Origin of the sequence: Sorangium sp. So ce375 (assembly GCF_051473855.1) — a bacterium.
In the GTDB taxonomy this organism is placed as follows: Bacteria; Myxococcota_A; Polyangia; order Polyangiales; family Polyangiaceae; genus Sorangium.
Window position 1 is genome coordinate 6556883 of record NZ_CP150335.1, and the last position, 23914, is coordinate 6580796.

The 23914-nt window shown below is 70.6% G+C and carries 22 protein-coding genes; 9 read left to right on the forward strand and 13 right to left on the reverse strand.

Going from position 1 to position 23914, the window contains the following annotated elements; genetic code table 11:
- Window positions 1-233: 233 nt before the first annotated feature.
- From WME90_RS24205 to cysK, 5 genes are all read right to left on the reverse strand, one after another.
- Window positions 234-968, reverse strand: a complete 735-nt coding sequence (locus WME90_RS24205) for an HPP family protein (protein ID WP_437274340.1) — start codon at window positions 966-968, stop codon at window positions 234-236.
- 144 nt (window positions 969-1112) lie between these two features.
- Window positions 1113-1829: an SDR family NAD(P)-dependent oxidoreductase gene (locus WME90_RS24210; RefSeq protein WP_437274341.1), complete on the reverse strand. Its 717-nt coding sequence runs from the start codon at window positions 1827-1829 to the stop codon at window positions 1113-1115.
- Window positions 1830-1955: 126 nt separating this feature from the next.
- Window positions 1956-2378 (reverse strand): hypothetical protein, encoded by a 423-nt coding sequence (locus WME90_RS24215; RefSeq protein WP_437274342.1) that lies wholly within the window; start codon window positions 2376-2378, stop codon window positions 1956-1958.
- Window positions 2379-2572: 194 nt separating this feature from the next.
- On the reverse strand, window positions 2573-3529 hold the full coding sequence (epsC, locus tag WME90_RS24220) for a serine O-acetyltransferase EpsC (protein WP_437274343.1): 957 nt from the start codon (window positions 3527-3529) through the stop codon (window positions 2573-2575).
- Window positions 3526-4515, reverse strand: coding sequence for a cysteine synthase A (gene cysK, locus WME90_RS24225; RefSeq protein WP_437274344.1), 990 nt, complete (start codon window positions 4513-4515; stop codon window positions 3526-3528). The genes epsC and cysK overlap by 4 nt, the downstream gene beginning before the upstream one ends.
- A gap of 539 nt (window positions 4516-5054) precedes the next feature.
- Here cysK and WME90_RS24230 point away from each other — a divergent pair.
- From WME90_RS24230 to WME90_RS24245, 4 genes are all read left to right on the forward strand, one after another.
- Window positions 5055-5963, forward strand: coding sequence for a family 2A encapsulin nanocompartment shell protein (locus tag WME90_RS24230; RefSeq protein WP_437274345.1), 909 nt, complete (start codon window positions 5055-5057; stop codon window positions 5961-5963).
- Entirely contained in the window at window positions 5950-8181 is a 2232-nt protein-coding gene (locus tag WME90_RS24235; RefSeq protein ID WP_437274346.1) for a family 2A encapsulin nanocompartment cargo protein cysteine desulfurase, read from the forward strand. Before WME90_RS24230 ends, WME90_RS24235 begins: the two co-directional genes overlap by 14 nt.
- A gap of 230 nt (window positions 8182-8411) precedes the next feature.
- Complete coding sequence (locus WME90_RS24240; protein ID WP_272093559.1) at window positions 8412-8726, forward strand: rhodanese-like domain-containing protein; 315 nt, start codon at window positions 8412-8414, stop codon at window positions 8724-8726.
- Between the two features lie 213 nt (window positions 8727-8939).
- The gene (locus WME90_RS24245) at window positions 8940-9182 is read left to right on the forward strand and encodes a hypothetical protein (RefSeq protein WP_437274347.1); all 243 of its coding nucleotides are present in this window, start codon (window positions 8940-8942) and stop codon (window positions 9180-9182) included.
- 294 nt (window positions 9183-9476) lie between these two features.
- Here WME90_RS24245 and WME90_RS24250 read toward each other — a convergent pair whose 3' ends face one another.
- From WME90_RS24250 to WME90_RS24260, 3 genes are read right to left on the reverse strand one after another with little or no spacing between them, the layout of a single operon-like run.
- Window positions 9477-10928 carry a hypothetical protein gene (locus WME90_RS24250; protein WP_437274348.1) on the reverse strand — a complete coding sequence of 484 codons (1452 nt, stop codon included), beginning with the start codon at window positions 10926-10928 and terminating at the stop codon, window positions 9477-9479.
- Window positions 10929-10931: 3 nt separating this feature from the next.
- Window positions 10932-11873: a hypothetical protein gene (locus tag WME90_RS24255; RefSeq protein WP_437274349.1), complete on the reverse strand. Its 942-nt coding sequence runs from the start codon at window positions 11871-11873 to the stop codon at window positions 10932-10934.
- Window positions 11870-13312, reverse strand: coding sequence for a hypothetical protein (locus tag WME90_RS24260; RefSeq protein ID WP_437274350.1), 1443 nt, complete (start codon window positions 13310-13312; stop codon window positions 11870-11872). The genes WME90_RS24255 and WME90_RS24260 overlap by 4 nt, the downstream gene beginning before the upstream one ends.
- Before the next feature lie 260 nt (window positions 13313-13572).
- Between WME90_RS24260 and WME90_RS24265 the strand changes: the two genes are divergently transcribed.
- The 3 genes from WME90_RS24265 (at window position 13573) to WME90_RS24275 (ending at window position 16169) form a co-directional block, all read left to right on the forward strand.
- Entirely contained in the window at window positions 13573-14493 is a 921-nt protein-coding gene (locus WME90_RS24265) for an alpha/beta hydrolase (protein WP_437274351.1), read from the forward strand.
- A 148-nt stretch (window positions 14494-14641) separates the two neighbouring features.
- Window positions 14642-15127, forward strand: a complete 486-nt coding sequence (gene ybaK, locus WME90_RS24270; protein ID WP_437274352.1) for a Cys-tRNA(Pro) deacylase — start codon at window positions 14642-14644, stop codon at window positions 15125-15127.
- Between the two features lie 214 nt (window positions 15128-15341).
- Window positions 15342-16169: a hypothetical protein gene (locus WME90_RS24275; RefSeq protein WP_437274353.1), complete on the forward strand. Its 828-nt coding sequence runs from the start codon at window positions 15342-15344 to the stop codon at window positions 16167-16169.
- 127 nt (window positions 16170-16296) lie between these two features.
- Here the strand turns inward: WME90_RS24275 and WME90_RS24280 are convergent, their stop codons facing one another.
- Window positions 16297-16761, reverse strand: coding sequence for a DUF2243 domain-containing protein (locus WME90_RS24280; RefSeq protein ID WP_437274354.1), 465 nt, complete (start codon window positions 16759-16761; stop codon window positions 16297-16299).
- A 290-nt stretch (window positions 16762-17051) separates the two neighbouring features.
- Between WME90_RS24280 and WME90_RS24285 the strand changes: the two genes are divergently transcribed.
- On the forward strand, window positions 17052-17792 hold the full coding sequence (locus WME90_RS24285) for a hypothetical protein (RefSeq protein ID WP_437274355.1): 741 nt from the start codon (window positions 17052-17054) through the stop codon (window positions 17790-17792).
- 124 nt (window positions 17793-17916) lie between these two features.
- Here the strand turns inward: WME90_RS24285 and WME90_RS24290 are convergent, their stop codons facing one another.
- From WME90_RS24290 to WME90_RS24300, 3 genes are all read right to left on the reverse strand, one after another.
- Window positions 17917-18297, reverse strand: coding sequence for a hypothetical protein (locus WME90_RS24290; protein ID WP_437274356.1), 381 nt, complete (start codon window positions 18295-18297; stop codon window positions 17917-17919).
- 109 nt (window positions 18298-18406) lie between these two features.
- Window positions 18407-19789, reverse strand: a complete 1383-nt coding sequence (locus WME90_RS24295; RefSeq protein ID WP_437274357.1) for an MFS transporter — start codon at window positions 19787-19789, stop codon at window positions 18407-18409.
- A gap of 152 nt (window positions 19790-19941) precedes the next feature.
- Window positions 19942-20730, reverse strand: a complete 789-nt coding sequence (locus WME90_RS24300; RefSeq protein ID WP_437274358.1) for an SDR family NAD(P)-dependent oxidoreductase — start codon at window positions 20728-20730, stop codon at window positions 19942-19944.
- 435 nt (window positions 20731-21165) lie between these two features.
- Here WME90_RS24300 and WME90_RS24305 point away from each other — a divergent pair, with 435 nt between their 5' ends.
- Window positions 21166-22110, forward strand: a complete 945-nt coding sequence (locus tag WME90_RS24305) for a hypothetical protein (protein WP_437274359.1) — start codon at window positions 21166-21168, stop codon at window positions 22108-22110.
- 53 nt (window positions 22111-22163) lie between these two features.
- On the opposite strand, the gene WME90_RS24310 is transcribed toward WME90_RS24305, so the two are convergent.
- Complete coding sequence (locus WME90_RS24310; protein WP_437274360.1) at window positions 22164-23888, reverse strand: DUF6178 family protein; 1725 nt, start codon at window positions 23886-23888, stop codon at window positions 22164-22166.
- Window positions 23889-23914 lie beyond the last annotated feature (26 nt).

Below are 23914 nucleotides of genomic sequence, written 5' to 3' on the forward strand. Positions count from 1 at the left end.
ACACAAAAGCCGCACACTCGCCCCCATTCCCCCGCGGCCCATGACACGTGGCGACATCCGCTCCGGCTCGTCGCGTCGGGCATCACCCTGTCACCGTCGACCGATGCCCCTCACCCATTCACCGGTGCTGTCGACTCACGCCCTTGTCAATCGACTGGGCCCTTGCTCGAGGGACCGCTGCTGTGCGCGGCTCCTGGCTCGTCACCTGTGCTCGACGCGTCCCGCCCGCAGGTTCACGGCGCGGGGTGTTGTGAAGGGCGCGTCAGGGGCGCGGCCTGCGGATCCTGCTCCGCGGGCGCCCGTCGCGGGGCCCACAGCGGGTAGTCGACGCCGGCGAGGCGATTGATGAGGATGGCCTGCAGCGTGAGCAGGACGACCCCGCCGAGGAGCACGAGGAGCATCGGTGGCCGGGACAGGATGCCCAGCGAGACGATGAGCGTCGTCGCGCCCGCGGGAGGGTGCGGCGCGCGGGCGAGCACCATGAGGCCAGCCGTGAGCCCCAGCGAGAGCGCCGCGGCGATGGCGCGCGGGAGGGTGACGCCGGTCGCGGTCGCCGGACCTGCGTGCGTGAGCCCGGTGACGAGGAGGCTCATATACGCGACCGCGATGCCGATGCTGTGCCCGAGGATCGTGGTGCGCGGCGCGGCCGACGCCGCCGTGGGAGTGTAAAAGAACAGGAAGGCTGTTGGCCCGAGCGACGGAAAGACGAAGGGCGACTTCGTCACCAAGGCGAGGGTCGCCATCAGACCGATGCTGATGAACCCGTTCACGCAGCTGAAGACCGCGAGCACCGGCACCTTGGAGTACCGCTGGAGCAGCCACGGAAGCCTGAAGCGCGCGAAGATGCCGCGCACCACGTCCGTCATCTCGCCGCCGAGCGGGTGCCGCGGCGTGATCGGGCCGTAGCCGCGCCCGTGTCCCCACGGCTCCGCCGCCGCGGGAGTCGATCGCCTGTCTCTCTCTGTCATCCTTCGTTCCTTGCGAGCGGGCGGCGGCCTTACCCCGCCGCGCCCGCGTTCGCGGATGCACGCTCGCCGACGGGCGCCACGGCCAGCTCGCCGAGACTCTACCTCATCGCGCGCTTGTCGGTGAACACGCCTCCCGGGGCGAGGTCAGAACTTCTCGACCGACGGGCGCACGTCGAGCTCGAGGGTCCAGGCGCTCGGCGGCTGCGCGTGGAGCTGGAAGTAGGTCTCTGCCAGCGCCTCCGGCGAGAGCAGGGTGTCGGCCTTTCTCCCGGGCACCATGGCGCGCACCCGCGGGGTGTCGATCAGCCCGTCGATGACGACGTGCGCCACGTGGATGCCGCGCGGGCCGAGCTCGCGCGCGAGCGACTGCGCGAGGGCGCGGAGGCCGGCCTTGCCGACGGCGAGGGTCGCGAAGCGGGCTCCGCCCCGGAGCGAGGCGGTGGCGCCCGTGAAGAGGATCGTCCCCCGCCCGCGCTCGAGCATGCCGGGCAGCGCGGCCTGCGCGCTCAGGAAGCCGCCGAGGCAGTTGACCTTCCAGTCATCCTCGAGCTCTCGCGGCGTGAGCTCCAGGGCGCCGGCCACGCGGAAGACGCTGGCGTTGTAGATCAGCACCTCCACCGGCCCGAGCGACTCCTCCACGCGCGCGAAGGCCGCCGAGACAGAGGCCGCGTCGGTGGCGTCCCCCGGGACGCTCAGGGCGCGCCCTCCGGCTCCCTCGATCTCCCGCTGCACGGCCTCGCAGGCCGCGGCCGTCCGGGCCATGAGGCCCACGGAGAACCCCTCGCGCGCGAAGCGCCTCGACACGGCGGCTCCGAGTCCGGGGCCGACACCGACGACGATCGCTGCCTTGCTCGAGCTCATGAGGACTCCCTCCCGCCGGCCCTCGATCCGGCGAACGGCGGCAGCGTAGCCCGTCCTGCGCCGTGGACGACACACGCTCGTCGAGATCGTCCACGGCCCGTCCCGCCGGTCAGCCCCTCGGAGGGACTACGCGGCTCCCGGCGCGGCCCTCCACTGCCGCACGAAGAACGGCCAGGCGTCGTGGAGGTACAGGCCGAAGGGGATCCACCAGACGAGATCGTTCGTCAAGCAGAGGACGGCGGATCGAGGCGGCCACTGCCCGGTCGCGACCAGCGCCGCGAGGCCGATCGGCCCCAGCACCTTGCCGAGCAGACCGACGCCCGCGAGGAGGAAGCCGCGCTCGGGCGCCCGCGCGACCTCCGCGTAGAGGATGGCGTACACCCCGACGACCATCCCCAGGCAGGCGAAGATCGGCGGGTGATTGAGGGGTTCCATGCCCGCGAAGCGAAAGAGCCATTGCGGGTCGATGGCGGCGTAGAGCCCCCAGCAAGCGTTGTAGAGGGCAGCCAGCGCGAAGACGGCGCGGTGCAGGCGGCGGCGGGGGATCATCGCGGGGCGACCTCGGCGTCCGCCCGGCGCTCACCGGCGGACGTCCGGGGGCCATACACCGCGTCGACGCCGGGGACGAGGCGGATCTCACCCGCGCCGAGCGCGGTGTGGCGGCGCGTGGCGCGCGCGGGTGACGGCCCGTGGCGCGCGCGGGTGACGGCCCGTGGCGCGCTCGCGACGGGGGCTCGGCCCCGTCAGATGCCGCCGCCGTCCTCGAAGACGTCGCTCCGCACCTGGGCCTGGCTGATCCGGCTGTTCGGCGGGACGCTGCGCGTGAGCCACACGTTGCCGCCGATGCTCGATCCGCGGCCGATGGTGATTCGCCCGAGGATCGTCGCGCCGGCATAGACCACCACGCTGTCCTCGACGATGGGGTGGCGGTCGATCCCCTTGATGGGGTTCCCGCTCGCGTCGCGCGGAAAGCTCTTCGCGCCGAGCGTCACGCCCTGGTACAGGCGCACGCGCTCGCCGATACGGCACGTCTCCCCGATGACGACGCCCGTCCCGTGATCGATGAAGAAGCTCGCCCCGATCTCGGCGCCGGGGTGGATGTCGATGCCGGTGTCGGCGTGCGCGATCTCGGAGAGGATGCGCGGGATGAGCGGCACGCCGAGCGTGTAGAGCAGGTGCGCGATCCGGTGGTGCATGATCGCCGTGATGCCCGGATAGCAGAACACCGCTTCATCGATGCTCGTCGCCGCCGGGTCGCCCTCGAACGCCGCGCGCACGTCGGTCTCGAGCAGCGCCTGCACCACGGGGAGGCCCGCGGCGAACGCGCGCACGATCTCGGCCGCGCGGCCCTCGCGGCGGGCGGCCTCGCGGCCGTCGAGATCCCTCGGGAAGCCAAGGCCCCTCCGGACCTGCTCGTGGAGCGCGAGCAGCGCCGCGTCGAGCGTGTGCCCGACGAAGTAGTCTGTCCCCTCCTCGGTGAGATCCGCGGGCCCGAAGTGCGCCGGGAAGAACACCGCGCGCAGATCGCGCGCGATGCCGACGAGCACCTCGCGCGACGGCAGCGCCTGCCGCCCGGGCTTGTGGCGCGCGCCGTCGATTCCCCGGCCGGCCGCGCGCAGCTCCGCCACCACCGAGCCGAGCGCCCAGGACGCGCCGGACACGGAGGGCGCGCGGTAAATCCCGTGATCGGCCTCGCTCATGTCGCGAGCCCCTTCTCGTCGAAGAGCCCCTCGAAGAGCGCCGTGCTCAGGTAACGCTCGCCCGAGTCGGGGAGGACGACCACGATCGTCTTGCCCTCGTTCTCCTTGCGCTTCGCGATCCGCGCCGCGGCCGCCGCCGCCGCGCCGGACGAGATCCCCGAGAGGATGCCCTCCTCGCGCGTCAGCCGCCGCGCATAGGCGATCGCCTCCTCGTTTGTCACCTGCTCGACCTGATCGACGATCGACAGATCGAGCACGTCGGGCACGAAGCCCGCGCCGATCCCTTGGATTTTGTGCGGCCCCGGCCTGAGCGGCTCGCCGGCGCGGGTCTGGGTGAGCACCGGGCTGTGCGTGGGCTCCACCGCGACGGAGGTGATCGCCTTGCCCTTCTGGTGCTTGATGAAGCGCGACACGCCGGTGATCGTGCCGCCGGTCCCGACCCCGGACACAAGGATATCGACCTTCCCGGCCGTGTCGTCCCAGATCTCGGGGCCCGTCGTCCGCTCGTGGATCGCGGCGTTCGCCGGGTTCTTGAACTGCTGCAGGAGCACGTACCGGCTCGGGTCCGACGCGGCGATCTCCTCCGCCTTCGCGATGGCGCCGCTCATGCCCCTCGGCCCCTCGGTGAGCACAAGCTTCGCGCCGTAGGCCACGAGGAGCTTGCGGCGCTCGACGCTCATCGTCTCGGGCATGGTCAGCGTGAGCGGATAGCCGCGCGCCGCCGCGACGAAGGCCAGCGCGATCCCCGTGTTGCCGCTCGTCGGCTCGACGATCTCCTTCCCCGGACCGAGGAGCCCCCGCTTCTCGGCGTCCCACACGAGCGCCGCGCCGAGGCGGCACTTCACCGAATACGCCGGGTTGCGTCCCTCTATCTTCGCGAGCACGAGCGCGCTCGCGCCGTCGACGACGCGACGGAGGCGCACGAGCGGCGTGCGGCCGATGGATTCTGCGTTGTCTTCGAACCAGCCGCGTGTGACGTTCGACATGGGGCCTCTGGGTGCGACGGCATGCCTCCGCATCCTCGAGGTCGGAGGACCTCGAGCGGGCAGCGCACGCCGCGCTGGATTACCAACGGATGTTCGTCTAACATAACGGACGAAATCCGCCAAGCAACTTTGTACCCCACCGAGGCCGCTCACCGCTCACCCGCTCAGGGGTCGGAGGCGCGTCGGTGGCTCGGGGCCGGGCGCTCAATCACCTGACTCCTCCCTTTCATGTCCGACGACGCCGCAACAACGCCGCAACGACACCGCAACGATGCCGCAACGACCTCGGGCCTCGCCCTCAGCGGACGTCCGTCGGTGTCACCATCAACCACGGGGCGTGCGGCGGCGCTCCATCATCACGAAGGAAATTCCGTTTTATAGGAGTCCAGCATGGTGGAAAATACATCTGCTTTACAGGAGGAAAAGCGTCCAGGGCGTCACGAGCGATGTTGCTGTATCCCGAGGAGCAGTTGTAGTAATGAAGCAGCTTTGGCGGAGACAATCCCCCCACGCCCCAAAGCTCGAGGAAGAGCCCTGCCATGACGAACCATGAAAGCCATTTGCTTGGCGAGCGCGCCGCAAGGCAACACGCCAACACCAGCAAGACGCCGCCGCAGTGGGTCGGCGCTACCCCGCGCTGGCTCGTCCAGCTGCTCCCCTGGACGCCGGTCGAGGCGGGCGTGTACCGGCTCAACCGGGTCGTCGAGAACGACTTTGCGGTCGATTGCAGCCCGGATGACGCTGCCGAGCTGCCCATGGCGAGCATCCACTATGAGGAGCAGCCGCGGGAGTACGTGCTGAACACGGTGACCACGACGATCCAGGTACACACCCGGATCTCCGACCTGTTCCGCAGCCCCATGGATCAGGTGAAGGAGCAGCTCACCGTCCTCGTCGAGAAGCTCAAGGAGAAGCAAGAGGACGAGCTCATCAACAACGGCACCTACGGCCTGCTCAACACCGTGCATGAAAGCATGCGGGTCAAGCCGCGCGGCGCCGGCCCCACGCCGGACGATCTCGACGAGCTGATCGCGCGCGTGTGGAAGGAGCCGGCCTTCTTCCTGGCCCACCCGAGGGCCATCGCGGCGTTCGGTCGCGAATGCACGAAGCGCGGCGTTCCGCCGCCGACGGTGACCCTGTTTGGCTCGCCGTTCCTCACGTGGCGCGGCCTCCCGCTCATCCCCACAAACAAGCTGCACCTCGCGGGCAACAAGACCGATATCCTGCTGGTCCGCACCGGCGAGAAGAAGCGCGGCGTCGTGGGCCTGTTCCAGCCGGGGATCCCCGGCGAGGTGAGCCCGAGCCTGTCGATTCGCTTCATGGGCATCAACCAGCTCGGGGCTGCCTCGTACCTCGCGTCCCTCTACTGCTCGGCGGCCGTTCTGACCGAGGATGCGCTCGGCGTGCTCGAGGGCGTCCAGGTGGACAGCTACTATGAGTACAAGTGAGCTCCACACGACGGATCTCCAGGGCGCTCTGGCGCAGGTGACCCGGACCGTGGGGAGCTCTGAGGGCACGTCCTTCGTCGTGCCTCTCTCCGCGCCGGGCGTCGCGCACGCGTCGGCGGCGCCCGACGCCCTCGGCTTCGACGCCGCCGCCATGGCTTCGGTGATCGCGCAGCTCGCGAACGAGATGCTCGGCGCGCCGTTGAAGCAGGGGGCGGCGGCGGCGCCCCTGCCCGGCGCCGCGCCGTCTCTGTCGCCCGCCCCGCCCGTGCCGGCGGTTGGCGGGACGCCGTCACCTGCTGCGGGGCCGTTGGCGGCCACGGCCCCCGTCTATCCCGGGTCGGCCCCCGCCTATTCCGGCTCGGCGCCGCCGGTTCCCGGCTCGTCTCCCGCTTATTCCGGCTCGGCGCTGCCGGCGCCCGGCTCGGTCGCCGCGTATTCCGGCGCGACGCCCGCCCTCCCCGGCGAGCTGTCGCTGCCTGGCATCGCACCGTCGCTGTCGCCCGCCCCGCCCGTGCCGGCGGTCGGCGGGACGCCGTCGCCTGCTGCGGGGCCGTCCGCGGCGGCGGCCCCCGTCTATCCCGGGTCGGTCCCCGCCCATTCCGGCTCGGCGCCGTCGGCCCCCGCCTCGGCGCCGTCGGCCCCCGTCTCGGCGCCGTCGGCCCCCGCCTCGGCGCCGTCGGCTCCCGGGTCGGTCCCCGCTTATTCCGGTGCGACGCCCGCCTTGCCGGGCGAAGCGTTGCTGCCCGACTCGGCGGTGCACGCCGGGTTCGTCCGGGTCCCGCTCGCGGGCTCGGAGCCGGTGAGCCTGGGCGCGGTCGATGACGTGCTCCGCATCCCGATGCTGGGCGATCTCGCGGATCGCGACGCCGACCCCTACTTCGTGCCCGGCGCGCCCGCGCTGGGCATCGAGTCGCCCGTCGGCGCTCCCCAGGTCGAAGCGCACGAGATCCGCGCCGTGGATCCGGCGCTGGTCCGCAGCCTGAGCACCTCCGCGGGCCTCATCGACCCCCACGCGATCCGCCGTGATTTTCCGATCCTCGAGGAGCGGGTCCACAACAAGCGGCTCGTCTGGCTCGACAACGCGGCGACGACCCAGAAGCCCCGGGCCGTCATCGATCGCCTCTCGTACTTCTACGAGCACGAGAACTCCAACATCCACCGCGCGGCGCACGCGCTCGCGGCCCGCTCCACGGACGCGTACGAGGCGGCGCGCGAGGCGGCGCGCCGCTTCCTCAACGCCCCGTCCACGCGCGAGATCGTGTTCGTGCGCGGCACCACCGAGGGGATCAACCTGATCGCCCAGAGCTGGGGCCGGCGGAACGTGGGCCCGGGCGACGAGATCGTCATCTCGTGGCTGGAGCACCACGCCAACATCGTGCCGTGGCAGCAGCTCTGCTCCGAGAAGGGCGCCAGGCTCCGCGTCGCTCCGGTGGACGACCGGGGGCAGGTGATCCTCGAGGAGTACGAGAAGCTGCTCGGCCCGCGGACGCGCCTCGTCTCGATCACGCAGGTGTCGAACGCGCTCGGCACCATCACGCCCGCCCGCGAGATGGTGGCGATGGCGCACAGGCACGGCGCGCGCGTGGTCGTGGACGGCGCCCAGGCGGTGTCCCACATGCGCGCGGACGTGCAGCTCCTCGATTGCGACTTCTACGTGTTCTCGGGGCACAAGGTGTTCGGCCCCACGGGCATCGGAGTCGTCTTCGGCAAGGGCGAGGTGCTCGACGCGATGCCGCCCTGGCAGGGCGGCGGTAACATGATCGCGGACGTCACCTTCGAGCGGACGGTCTATCAACCGCCGCCCGCGCGCTTCGAGGCCGGCACCGGCAACATCGCGGACGCGGTCGGCCTCGGCGCCGCGCTCGACTACGTGACGCGGATCGGGATCGAGAACATCAGCCGCTACGAGCACGAGCTGCTCCACTACGCCACCCACGCCCTCGCGACCGTCCCCGGGCTGCGGCTCATCGGCACCGCGGCCGACAAGGCGGGCGTGCTCTCGTTCGTGCTCGATGGGCAGCGCACCGAGGACGTGGGCGGGGCGCTCGACCGGGAGGGCATCGCGGTGCGCTCCGGCCACCACTGCGCGCAGCCCATCCTGCGCCGCTTCGGCCTGGAGAGCACCGTGCGCGCGTCGCTCGCGCCCTACAACACCTGCGAGGACATCGACGCGCTGGTCGACGCGTTGCGTCGGATCCAGATCGGCAGGTCACGCTGATCCGGCCGCCCGGCGGCTGTCCGCTGAGACGGACATCGCCGGGCTCCCTGCCGGCGGCTGTCCGCTGAGGCGGACACCGCCGGGCTCCCTGCCGACCGCCCTCGTTGCTCAACCCCCTGGCTGGACGGTCAAAATAGGCTGAACACGCGGGATTTCGCAGGATTTCGTCTCGACGGCGAACTTGTGTCCCCTGGGTTGCCACTGTCGTATGCGTCCGTTATAATGGACGCATGATCCAGACGATATCGCCTAGGGACGCGGACGAGCTGATCAAGAGCGGAGAGGTGGACGTTGTGGATGTGCGCGAGCCACGGGAGTGGTCGGTCGGGCACGTGCCGCACGCGCGGCTGGTGCCTCTCGACCAGCTGAGGGCGGATCCCCAGCGTGCGCTGCCGCGCGATCGGGTGGTGTTCGTCTGCGCGAAGGGCGCCCGCAGCCTGACGGCCGCGAAGCTCGCGGAGCGCCTCGGGTTCAACCAGCTCTACAACCTGGATGGCGGCACGAGCGGCTGGGTCAAGGCGGGGCTTCCGCTCGAGCACAGCTGAGCGGCGCAAGCTGACGCAAGCTGAGCGGCGAACGACGGACGACGGACGAGCCCACCGGGTCTGGCCGGAGCACGCTGGCTCTCCGAGGCTCGGGCGCCGCGTCGACGCGCAGCGATCTCACGGTTTCGTGCTCGCTCAAGATCGGGATCCCCTTGCGGCACGCGTCCTTGGCTCCACCTGTCGTTAGAGCCCGGGAGCGCTGGAGGAGGAGACATGGAAACGCACGAGATCGCGGCGGCGGAGCGACAACCCGGAACGCCTGAAGGCGCAGGGGAAGGATCGGCGACGAGCCGGGAGAAGGCGCGCAAGGAGCGGCTCCCTGAGACACCGCCCGATCCCAGCGGCGCGCCCTCGTCGCGCGACGCGTCGGAGCCGTTAGAACCGGTGGATGAGGCGTCGGACGAGTCGTTCCCGGCGAGCGACCCTCCCGCCTGGACGCCGATCCACCCGGGCTGAGCGCCGGGAATCGCGGGGGCCGAGGCCGTCTGCGCCTGTCCGCGAGTTCTCTGCGTGCACCTGCTCCCATCCATGGGGACAAGCAGGCTCATCCGACGTGCTCGACGCCTTGCACATGCCAACGAAGGCGTCCTGACTCACGATCGGAGGTTTGATCTCCCATCGGCTTGCCACGCTCATCACGGGATCGGCCGTGGGCTCCTCCGAGCAGCTCACCCCATCCGACGCCACGCCTCCTCCGCGTCCGCGCGAAAAGGTCCCTGCGTGCTCGCGATCAAGCTCGCCCCAGGGAGGTTAACGGATCTTCGGCTCTCTGACGGTGATGTGCAGGTGATCGTCGTGGATTCTCTCATTCGACGTCTCATTTCCTTCCTGCAGGTTCGCCTTGGCCGCTACGTTATCACTTGTGTTGTTATCCATGAACCAGGGGTCGAATAGCTCGATGACGGCGGGACTCGCTGCAAGGGCCTCTCGGAATTTTCGGACGAGCTCGGGTTGATTCTTGTCGCGCTCGTCGCTCCACGCCTTGTTGGCCTTCTCGCACTTCTCGGTGGCCTTCTTGGCGCTCTCCTCTGCCTCCTGCCACGCCTTCTTCGCGTCGTCGCGCGCCTTGCTGGCCTCGTCGCTGGCCTTCTTCGCCTTGTCCGAGGCCCCCTTCGCCACGGGCCCCTTTACCGCGTGATCCTTGACCTTCTCGTAGTCCTTGCGCGCCTTGTCAGCAGCCTTGCTCGCCTTCTCCGCGTCCAGCTTCGCGCTGCCGAAGGTCTTCTTCTTCGCGCTCGCAGCCTTTGTCGCCGTGGCCTGCTCACCCTTCGCCGCCTCGAACTCCTTATATAGCTTTTTCTCCTCCTCGCTGACATTGGCAGTATTCTCGGCGGAAGCATTGCGCAGCTCCTCGCGGTTCAGCGAAATATCGCCGAGATTGCTCACGTCCAGGCCGAGTCCTGCGCGATGAGCGATGGATCCAAGGCAGGGGCGCCATGCCGAGCTCAGCGTGAGGCTGGGGGCGCCGGCGGCGAGGGCGGCGTTGAAGACAGCGGCGTAGCCGCCGGGGTGGACGCGCGGCAATCCGTCCGAGAGGAGACCATACGTGACGATGTTGTTGATGGGGTTGTTAGAATCGCTGAAGGTCACCACGAGGCTCGCCGCTGGCTTGTCAGCCGTTGCCTCGACGGAGATCGTCAGCTCCTTGCTCGTCAGCACCTCGTAGATGCGCATGATCGCGGCCTTCACCGCGGGGCCCGTGCCGGCGGGCAGGAGGTCCGCGACCTCGCCAACAGAGTATTTGTGGGTTACCTTCATCCAGATATCGCCGGTGAGCGGGGCGGTGTACGTATCCAACTCCTTCGCCGCGTCACTGGAAGAGAGGCTCGGCGTGTCGGCATCAGGGTGCTTGCCCTTCTTTTCCTTGATCTTGACATGAACGTCGTGCTCGCTCACGTTCACCGAATAGACCGGATTCTTGCGATACGATGGGTGGGCATCGCTGTTCAGGTACAGGCTCACCTTCGCGCCCACATCGACCTCGACCTCGATCTTCCCGTCGTTGCCGCTGACCGATTTGGGCTTGCTCTTGAACTCGTCCAGGACGACGTCATCTATGGCAACGGCGTACGGCAGCTTCAGGCTCTCTTTTGTGGCAGCCGTGTTGACGACATAGGTGACCTTCCTCTTCGTCCCAGGCACCTGGAGCGCAAGATTGGCCTGCGGGACGACCGGGTTGGTGTAGTTGTTGAACGCCGCCATCGCCTACTCACCGTCCGTCGAGACACTGAACGTCTTTCGCACGACGGCCCTCGTCAGCACAGGGGCATAATCGAACTGGTGCTGCAGCTGCCACCAGGCGGTGATCCCTTGCTGGGCGTCCGTCCCCCAGGTGTTCTTGGCCCCGTACTCGTCCAGATCATCGTCATCCAGACCGAACACGTCGTAGAGGACGAACTTCAGCCCGATCTCATACCGCTTCTCGCAGGAGCTGTAATCGTATTTCTCGGCGTACACGAACACATACTGCACGCCGTTGATCATCACACCAAGACCGTTGTTGAAGTCACCTGTTCTGAAAAATTTATCTCCGTTGTTGAAGGCCGGGACACCGAGATCGGTGATCTGCTTTACTTTGCCAATATCCCAGCCGGCCTTCTTCAACGCCTGGTGAATCCTGGTCTTTTTCGGGTCGGTGCCCGCCGTCCCCGGGGCTGCCAACACCCTCGCGGAGAATACGGTGATGTTCTCATGCGCTCCGGCCGCCCTGTCGAGCGCGGCGTCCGTGAACACCTCTGGTTTGCTGTTCTTCGTCAAAAATGCGTCGAACAGCCGCTTTGCCATTCCATCCGCGTCTCCGCTGGCGAAGACCTTCAGCAGGACGAGCATCTTCGCTCTCAGCGTCGCCTCGTCGTCGCCGACCGATTGTTTGCGCGGCGCGGCTCTGCCCGACGAGTGCGTGATGTCCTGCCCCAGATCGATGCTCATCCCCTTCAGCGCGTCGTCGTTGACCGCCAGGGAGACCCTCTTCTGGATGTACGTGTCTTTGGCGACAGCGATCAAGAACGGCTTGCTCAGCTGGTAGGTCGTACACTTATTCTGACACGCTGGACAGACGGCCAGCTTGAGGTCCAGCTCCTTCGAGACGGTCGTCGGCCGCAGCGTGACGCCTTTCTCCAGCTCCGACACGGAAAACTTCATCGTCATGGCGTACGGGCTCCCTCGCTTCGCGGCGCGAGCTTGATGGTCATCGGACCGCAGACGACGTCCTCGAACTTGGCCTGGCCACCCGCGAGCGCGGCGCGGTGCTCGGTGCCGTCAGCCGCGATGAGCGCAAGCTCCTGGCCGTCGGGGAAAGACGTGCCGTCCTTCGTGTTCTCGAGCCGTAGGGACACGGTGTGGGTCAGCCAGAGCGGCTCGGACGGGTCGCTCTCTCGGCCGCCTTCCGGTTTGACTCGGTAGCGGTACTCGAGCGGGCCCGTGTCTCCCTCGCGCTCGTCCGCGTCGATATCCCCCTGAGCTTCGTCTTCGGTTCGAGTGAATGAGACCTTCGCCTCGCCGCTCGCCGCCGCGAGCTCCACGTTCAAGCGCGTGATCTCTGCCGACGAGCCGTCGCGGTTGACCTCGTCGATCACCACATCCACCTTCATCCCAGCGATCGCGTCCTCGTACGTGAAGACGGCGTCCACGGGCTTGCCCACGGCCACCTGGGGCATGCTCCAGGAGAGATCGGTGAAGCGCGGCTCCGCGAGCCTGACCTGGATGGGCCCGACGAGCACCTTCTCGAACTTCGCGGCACCGTTGCGCGATTTCACGCGAAGCTCGTCGCCGAGCGCGTCCTTGAGCACGACCACCCGGGGCCTCTCGTGCTTCTTTCCGTCCGCTTCCTTGACCAGATTGACCGTCACGGTGTTGGTCAGCCAGAGCGGTCCAGACTCAGCGGTGCACCTCGGGGAGCTGGCCTCGACCTTGAAACGATACTCGAGAGGTCCTGTGTCGCCCGACGCTTCGTCTTCCTTCAGATCTGCCAGCGCCTCTTCGGGCTTGCGCTTCCACTTTACCTTGTGGTCGCCGCTCCCGGTGGGCACCGTCGTGCGAATCTTGGCGACCTCTTGCCTCCCCGTGCCGTTGTCCACCTCGGAGATCACGATGGTCGCGTCCACAGGAGCCTTGATGTCCCGGTAGGTGACGATAGCGAAGAGATCCACACCGACCTCGATCCGCGGCACGCTCCAGCGCGGGTTGGTGAGCGTCTCGTCCTCCTCCTTCCTGACTTCGGCCCTGACCTGTACCGCCTCCTCCTCCTCGTCGCCGATGCTCCCCGGTGGCGCGGGCACGTTGAGACGCACCGCCACGAGACGACCGTCGCGCAACGCCCGGCGGATCACGCCCTTCAGGCGGCCGCGCGTCTGCTCGTCGTACCCCCAGCGTACGACCTCGTGAAAGGCCGCGCCGATCTCGGCCAGAGTCGAAGCCCCTTCCTCTCCATAGAGGCCGTCCGGGAACCATGCGTCGACTTGCCGCGCAGCCGCTTCGCCGCTGAGCGCTTCGCTACCCCGGGGGACATCCAGTCGAACGGCCCCACTTCGCAGCAAGAGCCGGATGCCCTCGTGATCTCCGTCGATCCGCCACGAACCGATCGTCATCGGGATGATGCCTCCTCAGAGCGTCCATCCACACGCCTGACCCAACCCCATCGTGACGCGAGGCTCTCGCCCCACCGAATCCTTTCACAAAGTCGAGCCCGGGTCACGCCTCATGGGCGGCGCTCGTCGCCGACTGGCAGGATGCGAAGCAGGGGGCAACAACACGATAAGAGCGTCGTTCAAGCACGACGGCTGATTCGGGCGGCCGCGGATCGCCGGCGCGGGCTGGCTGACGGCCGCGGAGCTGCGACACTCGGCGGGTGCTCCTCCACCGGCGCCCCTTCCTGGCCCTCTGCGCCGCGGCGCTCGCCCCGCGCGCCGCCCTCGCCGACTCGGCCGGCGCCGCGCCGCCCTCGTCGCCTCCCGCCGCTCCCCCTCCCGCCTTCGACGTCCGCGACCTGCAGGTCCCCGGCGAACGCGCCCTCGGGCGGCGGTTCACGCTGCTCGTCCCGAAGCACCTCGCCCCTGGCGAGCGCGCGCCGCTGCTCGTGCTCCTCCACGGCCTCGGCGAGACCGGCGACGAGCGCCTCGGCGCCTTCGCGTGGCTCACGCGGTACGGCCTCGGGTCGGCCTACGAGCGGCTGCGCCGCCCGCCGCTCGGCCGCACCTCGCGCCGGAAGGACTGGACCGACGCGCGGCTCGCCGAGGTCAACGCCGCGCTGGCGGCGCGGCCGTTCCGGGGCCTCGCGATCGCGTGCCCCTTCACGCCCAACGTCCACAAGGCCCCGAACCCCTCCGCGGCGCTCGACGGCTACGCGCGCTGGCTCGCGGAGGTGGTCGTGCCCCGCGCCCGCGCCGAGGCGCCCGTGTTCGACGACGCGGCCCGCACCTCGCTCGACGGCTGCTCCCTCGGCGGTTACGTCGGCGTCGAGGTGTTCCTCCGCAGGCCCGAGCTCTTCGGCGCCCTGGGCGGCGTGCAGTCCGCCATCAGCGCCCACCGCGCCGCTGTCTATGCCGACCGGCTCGCCAGGGCGATCGCCGCGGCCGGCCCGCGCGACCTCCACCTGCTCACCAGCGAGGGCGACCCGTTCCGCGACGCGAACACAGCCCTCGCCGCGCAGCTCGCGAAGCGGTCCATCCCCCACACCCTCCGCGTCCTGCCGGGCCCGCACGACCAGCCCTGGCTCCGCGAGGCCGGCACGATCGAGATGCTCCTCTTCCACGACCGCCGCCCGCGCTGACCGCCGCCACGCGCCGGCCCCGCCTACCCGAGCCGCCCCGAGGCCGCGAGGTGGACGAAGCGGACGAAGCGGTTCAGCCGGCCCCGCGGGGCCTTTTCTCGGTCGTCATCGGCGCAGCCGGCGCGTATAGCATCGCCCGGCGCCCCCCATGAAGACGAACGCCGCGCGCATCCTCGACAACCTCGGCATCCAGTACGAGCTGCGCACCTACGAGGTCGACCCGAGCGACCTGACCGCGGGCACCGTGGCCAGGAAGATCGGCCTGCCGCCGGAGCAGGTGTGGAAGACGCTGGTAGCGCGCGGCGACCGCCACGGCGTCTGCTTCGCGGTGGTGCCGGGCAACGCCCAGCTCGACCTCAAGGCCATGGCGAGGCTCACGGGCGACCGGAAGGTCGAGACCGTGCCTCTGAAGGAGGTCCAGCCGCTCACCGGTTACGTGCGCGGCGGGGTCACGGCGCTCGGCGCGAAGAAGGCCTATCCCGTCTATGCCGATGAGACGATCGAGCTCTTCGAGGTCGTCTCCATCTCGGCCGGAGTGCGCGGTACGCAGATCCTCGTCTCTCCCGGCGACTATCTGCGCGCGACCAGGGCGAGAGTCGGCGCCATCGCGGAGCCGGGCGGCGACGCGGATTGAACGCGAGCCGGGCGGCGACGCGGATTGAACGCGCGCCGGGCGGCGACGCGGATTGAACGCGAGCCGGGCGGCGACGCGGATTGAACGCGCGCCGGGCGGCGACGCGGATTGAACGCGAGCCGGGCGGCGACGCGGATTGAAGGCGCGCGCCGCCGGATCGCGGTATGCTGGCAGAGCTCGCCTCCGGTCCGAGCGCCGGACGGCGACGAGGGATATGACCAGAGCGGCCTGCGACGTGCACGATCCGAGCGAGCTGAGCACCGCCGAGCTGAGGCAGCGGTGCCGGGGCTGCAAGCCGTGGGAGCTCGGGCTCGGGGCGGTCCAGCTGGCCGCTTCGGCGGCGGCCGGAGGCGCCGTGCTCGCGGCGGCCGGCGCTTGCATCCCGGGGCTGGTCCAGTGCATCAGCGTCGGTCCGGCGCTCGCGGCGGGGCTCGCGGTCTGGGAGTCGATCGGGGTGGCGAGGGGGTGGCTCCCGGGCGCGGCGTACCGCGAGGAGCTCGCGTTCCGCGCGTGGCACGCGGGGCTCTCGCCGTGGGTCGGGCCGGCAGCGCAGCGTCGCTGGGCGCGGCGCGCGCTGGCGCGCCGGCCCGCGGCGCCCGACTGGCTGCTCGTCCTCGAAGGCATCGCGCCGGCCGGCGGAGGGCGCCGCTGGATCAAGGTCGAGCTCTCGCTGTCGCCCTCCTCGGACGGCCCGTTCCGCTCACAGACCAGCGGGCACGCGCTGCTGCACCCGGGCGGCGACGGCGCAGGAGCGCTGCACGAGAGGCGCCTCGCGCCCGAGGAGCTCGATGATCTGCAGCGGGCGCTCGCGGACCTCCCGGAGGCGCTCTCGCTGGACACCCCGGCTTCGCCCCGGGATCCCGACGTGTTCAACGGCCGCTGCGAGCTGCTCATCGCCAGGAGGACGCCGTTCGCCGCGGCCCAGCTGACGAGCGCGTTTCCGTCGCGCGCGGCAGCCATTCAGGCGCCTACGCTGTCGCTGCTGCACCGCCTCGTCCAGATGGCCTGGCGCGGGGGCGAGGGCAGCCCGGCCGCGGGCTGAGCCGTGACGCCGCAGCGCGCCCCGGTCGGGAGCGCCGCGGCGCCGCCAGCCATCTCCCGCGCGGCGTGCAGCGACGCACACCCCTCCGCGAGCGACCCGCGTCCGGGGCGCAGAGGGCCGGGGAGGGTCAGGTCGGAGCCGGAACGGCCGCCGAGGGGCGCGCCTCGCGCATCAGGTGCCGACCGCCAAGCACCAGCAGGGCGCCGGACGCGAGGAAGGCCAGATCCCAGCCGAGCTGACCCGGGCCTGGACGGACGTGGTGAATCTGGAGGATGTGATGATCGATCACCCCCTCGACCAGGTTGAACACCCCCCAGCCCATGGCAGCGGCGCCCGGGAAGATCCGTCCGGGGAGCTGGGCTCCGCCCGCGCGCAGGGCGCTCCAGAGCCTGGTGACACCTGCCACGGTGAGGCTCAATGCGACGAGGCCGAATAGACCGTCTGCGAAGATGTTCCGCCTCACATCGTCGATGGTCGCGCCCGGATGGCAGCTGAAGCAGATCAGGTGATGCCACTGCAGAAGCTGATGAAACAGGATGCCGTCGATCAGGCCGCCGGCGCCCATACCGAAGATCACACCCGCCGTCTTCACGGCGCGTGATGTCCTCGTGGCGGCGGAGATCTCGAGCGGGCGAGCTGTGCTCATGAAGTCCTCCTGAGGGCGCCCATGCGAGCGGCAAACCACAGCCGTCGGGCGTCGGAGGACGGATCGCTCAGGCCGGCGGAGCGACCGCCGCCGTCGGACCACGGTGCCTTCGCCGCCACCCTCTGGCGACGTCCCGGCTCCTGGGACTCGCCAGATCGGAGCTGGCACGGAGTTGGCACACGGCAGGATCCTACGTATCCGCAGAAATCGCTGAAAGGTGTCAGATGGACAATCGAATGAACCCGGAACGCGCCGCAGGAACGGCGGAGCCGGAGCACCAGGGTCCCAAGCCGGTCCCCTACACGTACCATGACGGCCGCGAGGATTACCTCCATGTCGGCCGCCGTGAGGGCACGGAGTCGGATCAGCCCGAGGCGCTGGTCCCGCCTTCCGAGCGGGTGAATTCACCTGTCCATGCGACGGCCCTGCCGCCCGGAGCGGCGTCGGTGGCCGCCGAGGTGATCACCTCGCCGCCCGAGGCGACCGCCCCGCCGCCCGAGGCGACGCCTCGCGCAGCGGCGCAGCGCCCTCAGCAGGCGATCCGGATGAGCGAGATCGTCACGCGCGGGCTGCGGACCGGCGCCGTGCTGACGGCAGCGACGATGTGCACGATGATGGCAGCGTCCACCCTCAAGCGCGGCTCGCCCTGGGCCGCCATGAACGCCATGGGGGCGGCGGTCGGCCTCGGGGGTCGCCGCGTGAAGGACCGGTTCGACCCGGTCACGACGCCGGCCGGGATCGCGGCGCTCGCCGGGGGCATGCTCGTGTGGGGCATCGGCTACGAGAAGGCGCTCGACGCAGCGGGGCGGCGCAGCAGCGCGCTCACGGGCACCCTGTCGGCGATCGGCGGCTTCCTGCTCGACGATCTGGTGATGCCCGACCGGCTCATGAAGGGCTTCCGCGACAAGATGGGCGTGCTCGGCACCGTCGGCAAGTACGTCGCCCTCGGGGTCGCGAGCGCCGCGGCCCCGCGGTGATCGCGCGAGGCGCCGACGCGATCGCCTTCGGTCGGGGCGCCGCCACGGTGTCAGCTTTTCGGGCACGGCGCGTCCGCGCGCGACCACGCCGCCGGCGCGAGCGCCGCCGTGGCGCCGCGCCCCGCTACCTCTGCCCGGCAGCCTTTCGCTCCGCTGCGTTTGGCGCGGCCGGCGCCTTCGGCTCCTCGTGCTGGGGCAGCGCGCCCACCGGCCGCGTCTCGTCGGTCGCGATCGTGCCGCTCTCCGGCGGCGCCTCCTCGGGCGGGGCCGCCGCGCCCGCGACCGTGGCCGCGGCGCCGGACTCCCGTGGCTCGAGCGAGCCTGCAGGACCGCCGCGGCCCGACTCCTCGTAGGGCCCGCCGCCGAGCGAGCCCGGCGCGCGGAGCTCGGCGTCCTTCGGGTGTGGCCCGTCGAGCCGGAAGATCCCCTTCGATTGATCGACCTCGTCGATACGCCCGTTCGCCTGCGGCTGCGCCTCGGACCGCTGCTTGTCCTTTCGCCCCATGATCCCTCCCTCGCCCGACGCGCGAAGTGCGTCCACCGCACACAGGCACGCCTCGACCCGCTGCGTGCATGCGAGGTGCCGGAGCGCTCCGGCCCAGGCCGCTCACCGCTCACGCCGGCCGCGCCGCGCCTGGCTCCTCCGAGGCCGTCTTTACCGCGACGGGCTGGGTGAGCTGCTCCGGTGGCGTCCCGGCGGCCATCTGCTGGGCGAGGATCAGCTGCCGCGCCTGCTGCCGCAACACGGGGAGCCTCGCCGCGAACACCGCCGCCGCCACGACGCAGCACGCGCCGCCCGAGGCGACGGTCGCGGGCGCGCCGATCTTGCCCGCGAGCCAGCCGGCGAGCAGCGCGCCGAGCGGGGCCATCCCCATGAACATCATCGCGTAGACCGCCATCACGCGCCCTCGGAGCGCGTCCGGCACCATCGCCTGCACGAGCGTGTTCGATCCCGCCATCTGCACCATCATCGAGAAGCCGATGGGCACGAGCAGCAGCGCCGAGATCCAGAACGACCGCGACAGCGCGAACAGCCCGAGCGCCACCCCGAACCCCGCGCAGGCCGAGGCGACCCAGCGGCCGAGGCCGCCGAGCTGCCTTCGGCCCGCGAGGACGAGCGCGCCGAGCAGCGCCCCGACGCCCGACGCGCCCATCAGGATGCCGAGCCCCCGCGCCCCCCCGCGAAGGATCTCATCGGCGAAGATCGGCATCAGCACCGCATAGGGCGTCGCGGTGATGCTCACGACCCCGAGCAAGAGGAGGAGCGCGCGGATCGCCCTGTTGCGCGCCACGAACCGGAAGCCCAGGGCCGTCTCGGCGAGCGCGGAGCCGCGCCGCCCTGCCGCCGGGCGGGGCACCACGCGCATCGCCAGGAGGCTCCCGAGGACGGCAAGGAAGCTCACCCCGTTCGCGAGGAAGCACCACGCCTCGCCGATCGCGCCGACCAGGATGCCCGCCACCGCCGGGCCGATGATCCGCGCGCCGTTGAACATCGAGGAGTTCAGGGCGATGGCGTTGGCGAGGTCCTCCCTGCCCACCATCTCGACCACGAACGCCTGCCGCGTCGGGATGTCGAACGCGTTCACGACGCCGAGGAGCACGCTGAACGCGAGGATGTGCGGGACCTGGACGCGCCCGCTCATGGTGAGCGCGCCGAGGCCGAAGGCGAGCGCCATCGCGGCGGACTGCGTGGCGAGCAGGATGCGGTGGCGGCTCCGCCGGTCGGCCACGGCGCCGCCGACCGGGGCGAGCAGGAAGACCGGGATCTGCGTGGCGAACCCGACGGTGCCGAGCAGCAGCGACGAGCCTGTCAGGCGGTAGACGAGCCACGACTGAGCGACCGACTGCATCCAGGTGCCGATCAGCGAGACGAGCTGGCCGGCGAAGAAGAGCTGGTAGTTGCGGTGGCGGAGCGCGCGCACCAGCGAGGGCCTGGCGGCCAAGGGACGCTCACCACGACCGGCCGCAGGGGGCGGCGCCGCGTCAGGCTGACCCATGGCAGGAGTATGGGTCGCCGGACGCTGGGGAACCCGAGATTCGAAGAACCCGAGCGCTGCGGGGTCAGGCGTGGCCGTCCGCCGGCTCCGCCGCGGGGCCGCGGCCAGGCTCCGCCGCGGGGCCGCGGCCGGGCTCCGCCGTGGAGCGCAGCTCAGCCCCCGCCCGCGTAGTTGGCGGGCCACGCCGCCGAGAGCAGCCCCCCGTCGACGGCGATGTCCTGACCGGTGATGAACGAGGCCTTGTCGCTGAACAGGAAGGCGACGAGCGCGGCGACCTCCTCGGGCCCGCCGACGCGGTTCATGGCGTGGAGCGACGCAGCGAAGGCGCGGCCCTCGGGCTGGTCGAGGCGGAAGCCCGCGGTGGACATCTCCGACTCGACGATCCCGGGGCTCAGCGCGTTGATGCGGATACCCTTCTGCGCATACTCGACCGCGGCGGTGCGCGTGAGCGCGACGAGGCCGCCCTTGGAGGCGGCGTAAACCGAGAGCCCGGGGAAGAACCGCGACACGGCCACCGAGGCGCAGTTGACGATCGAGCCCCCGCCGCCCGCGAGCATGGCCCTGATCTGGTACTTCATGCACCAGAAGACGCCGCGGAGGTTCGTGTCCATGACATGGTCGTAGTCGGCGTTGGACATCTCGGCGAGCGGCGCCATGACGCCGGTCCCGGCGTTGTTGAAGCTGCAATCGAGGCGCCCGTAGGTCGACACCGCGGCCTTCACGAGCGCCTCGACGTCGCGCTCGACCCGCATGTCGGCGGTGACCCAGGTGATCTCCCCGCCGCGATCCTTGACGGCTGCGACGAGCTCGCGCCCCTGCGCCTCGCGCCGCGCGCTCGCGACGACCCTGGCGCCGTCGCGGGCCAGCGCGACGGCCGTCGCCCTGCCGATGCCCGAGCTCGCGCCCGTGACGATGACGACCTTGTCTTTCAGAGCTCCCATGCTTCACATCCTCGCAAAGGTGGCCGACGCCTCCGTGACCGGCGCCGGCGCATGTGAAATGCCGAGTAAGGAACAACCGTCTTCGGCCGCCTGGATCGCGAGCCAGGCGCGCAGAACGGAGCCATGACGATGCCAAGGGCGGGAGCGAAAAGGAAGCGATTCCGACGTCCTCCGCCGCTCGACGCGCAGCGCCGTTCGCCGTTCTCCACTCCCCGTTCACCGTTCGCCGTTCTCCACTCGCCGCGTCGCGCTGCTCGCGCCGGCTGCACGGAGGTGGGTCGCGTGACCTCGGTCCCCTCGACCCCTGCGACCTCTGCTTTTCGCCCCGTCACCTGGCAGGAGGGCGGGACAAGCCTCCTGGCTCGCACCTGCCCCGGGCGGAGCCCGCGCGGAGCGCGCGCGGCCGGCGCGGAGTTGGGCTATAGGCCAGCGTCCATGAACCGCCCCTACCTTGTCGCCGGCGCGCTCTTTCTGGCCGGCCAGCTCTTCGCGCTCGGCTGCAGCGCCCCCAAGCCGGAGCCCGAGATCGCGTCCTCGGCCGCGCAGAGCGGCTACGCGGAGCGCTACCCGGCCGAGCTGCAGGCGACGGCCACGTCGTTCGGCGAGCGCGAGGACCTCGCGAAGCGCGCCGCCGGCCAGTTCGCGGGCTACCCGGACCAGCTCAAGAAGCCGGACTGGAAGGAGGTCCTCGACGTCATCGAGCAGGCGGACGCGGCCGGCCGGAGCTACGACTACGTGGAGCGCGTGCGCGCCGTGGACGGCGCGGTGGCGTTCTTCAACGACAACAAGGAGGACCTCACCCGCAAGGTGAGCGGAGCCGCGCAGTACGTCGTCAAGCAGAAGGGGTGCGACGTCGACGTCACGGGAGCCACGGCGCACGCGCTCGAGGAGGGCGTCGAGCGCCAGCTCGAGAAGTACGTCCGCGAGCGCAGCGAGGCGCACCGTCGCCTCGATCGCTACCGCGCCTCGCTCGGCAAGGAGAACGCCGCGGCGCTCGAGAAGCAGGCCGACGCCGTGAGCTTCGTGAGCTACGTCGTCCACATCGACATGGTCGAGCACAAGCTCCGGCTCCGCCGGATGCTCGAGGAGATCGAGACGATCAAGAAGTCGATCGACGAGGCCGTCGCAGCGGAGCGCGCGTTCCAGTCCTCGGGCAAGCGCACCGACGAGGAGAAGAAGGCGTCGGAAGCGCGCATCGAGGAGCTCGGGCGCAGCAAGGCGATGCTCGACGCATCCGCGACGCAGGCGAAGCAGATCGACGAGACCATGGAGGAGCGCATCGCCGCGGCGCAGAAGAGCTACCGCGAGGCGATGGATCGTCTGATCGCGACCCTCCGCAAGAACGCCGGCTTGCCCGAGGCGCCGCCGCGCGAGGGCTGAGCGCGCGCCGCGCCGCCTCCCGGGAGGCGACGCCGGCGCCGCGGGCCGAGCTGCTACTTCCGGCGGCCGGCTCCAGGCGGAGGGCGCTTGCCCCGAGGCTTGGCGGGCGCAGAGGGCGCGGCCTGCGCCGCTGCGCCCTTCGCCCCGCTCCTCTCCGGTCGCGCCAGCATCGCCTGGAGGGCCCGGACCTGCGCGGCGCTCGAGAAGAAGCGCGCCCCCCGCGCCCGCGCCCCGTCGCCCAGGCCGGGGGGCAGCGCCGGGAGCTCGTCCAGGAGCGCTCGATAGGCCGACGTCGCCTCCGCCCCGAGCGCGCGCTCGATCCGATCGAGCTTGCCCCGCGAGCGCCACGGCTTGCCCGCGCCGGCGTCCGACCCGAGCCCTGCAGCCACGCGATCGATCTCACGGGCCGCCTGCGCGTCGGGCTGGCTCGCGACCAGCGCAGCCAGCGCCTTCCGCAGCGCGCCTGCAGCGAAGAGCACCACCTCGTGGTGCAGGATGTTCCACCCGGCCATGAACGCCTTCACCGCGTCGTGCTCGGCCACCGACGAGACGAGCTCGTCCGTGCTCGGCCTCCTGCGCTCCGCGCCCGCGCCGAGGAGGCGCTCGAGCCCGAGATTGCAGGTGCAGAGCGCGGCCTCGACCGCCTCGAACGGTCGGAGCGCGCGGCCGTCGTGGCTGCACCCGGAGATGAGCACGTTCACGAGGTAGCTCAGCTCCATCAGCCGCTTCCCGTAGAGCGCCGCGTCGCGGGCCATCACCTCGCGGATCGCCTGCGTGAACAGCAGATCTTCCCCGCGCTCCGCGCCGGCCGCGAGGAGCCGCTGCTCGGTGGCGGGCGGCAGGACGTCCGCCTCGCGCAGCACCTCGAGGAAGCTCTCAAGGTCCTCCGCGGCCGGCGCGTCCTCGTCCTCGCGGGAGGCCGGCCGCCGGGTCGGCGCGGCGGCGGGTCGTGCCCTCGCCTCCGCCCGGAAATGCGCGCGCGTGACGGCATCGTACGTCCGGGATCTCAGGGTCTCTTCCAGCGGCGTGACCCTCGACAGCTCAAGGAAGCTCAGGGCCGCGGACGGGGCGACGAACCCCTCTCGCTCGCGCCGCTCTTCCCGCTCCGCGGCCACGTCGGACTCCAGCATCTCCTCGGAGGTGAGGACGTCGTAGAGGCCGCCGGACTCCTCGATGTACTCGGTGGAGATGGCGCAGCAGCGCTCGAGCAGCGCTCGCAGGAGCGCGTGGTGCTCCCTGTCGAGCTCGACCAGGACCAGGAGGATCGCGTCCCAGCTCCGCGGGTCCTTCGCGATGACGCGGAACTCCTCGAACTCTTGGTACTGGCAGCCCTCGAGCGCCTTCTCCAGGAGATCGTCGTCGTCCGAGTGCTCCCCGCTCGACATCTGCACGCTGAGCCCGTCGACGTCGATCACCAGGACCTGCTTGCACAGGGCCATCGTGACGAAATCCTCGTCGAGCTCGGCGATCTTCTGCGCAGCGAACGCCTCGCCGGCCTCGAGCATCACCTCGAGCCAGAGGGCAAACCGCTCCGGGTCGAACGCCTCGTCCTTGCCCGGACGCTCGCTGCGCCACAGATCCTCGTCGAAGATCCCCTTGAGCTGCTCGGTCGTCGCGAGCGCGACGATCTCTCCGGCGTCCTCCAGGCCGATGTGGCGGATCAGCCGGAGGAGGACCGGGCCCCCCAGCCCCCGCACGAGGCGCACGAGATCCGGCTGCTCGAGCAGCCTCGCCACGAGGTGGCGAGGGCGGGCCGACTTGGCGAACGTCGTCTTCATAGTAAGCATCACCTCTCTCGCGGTGC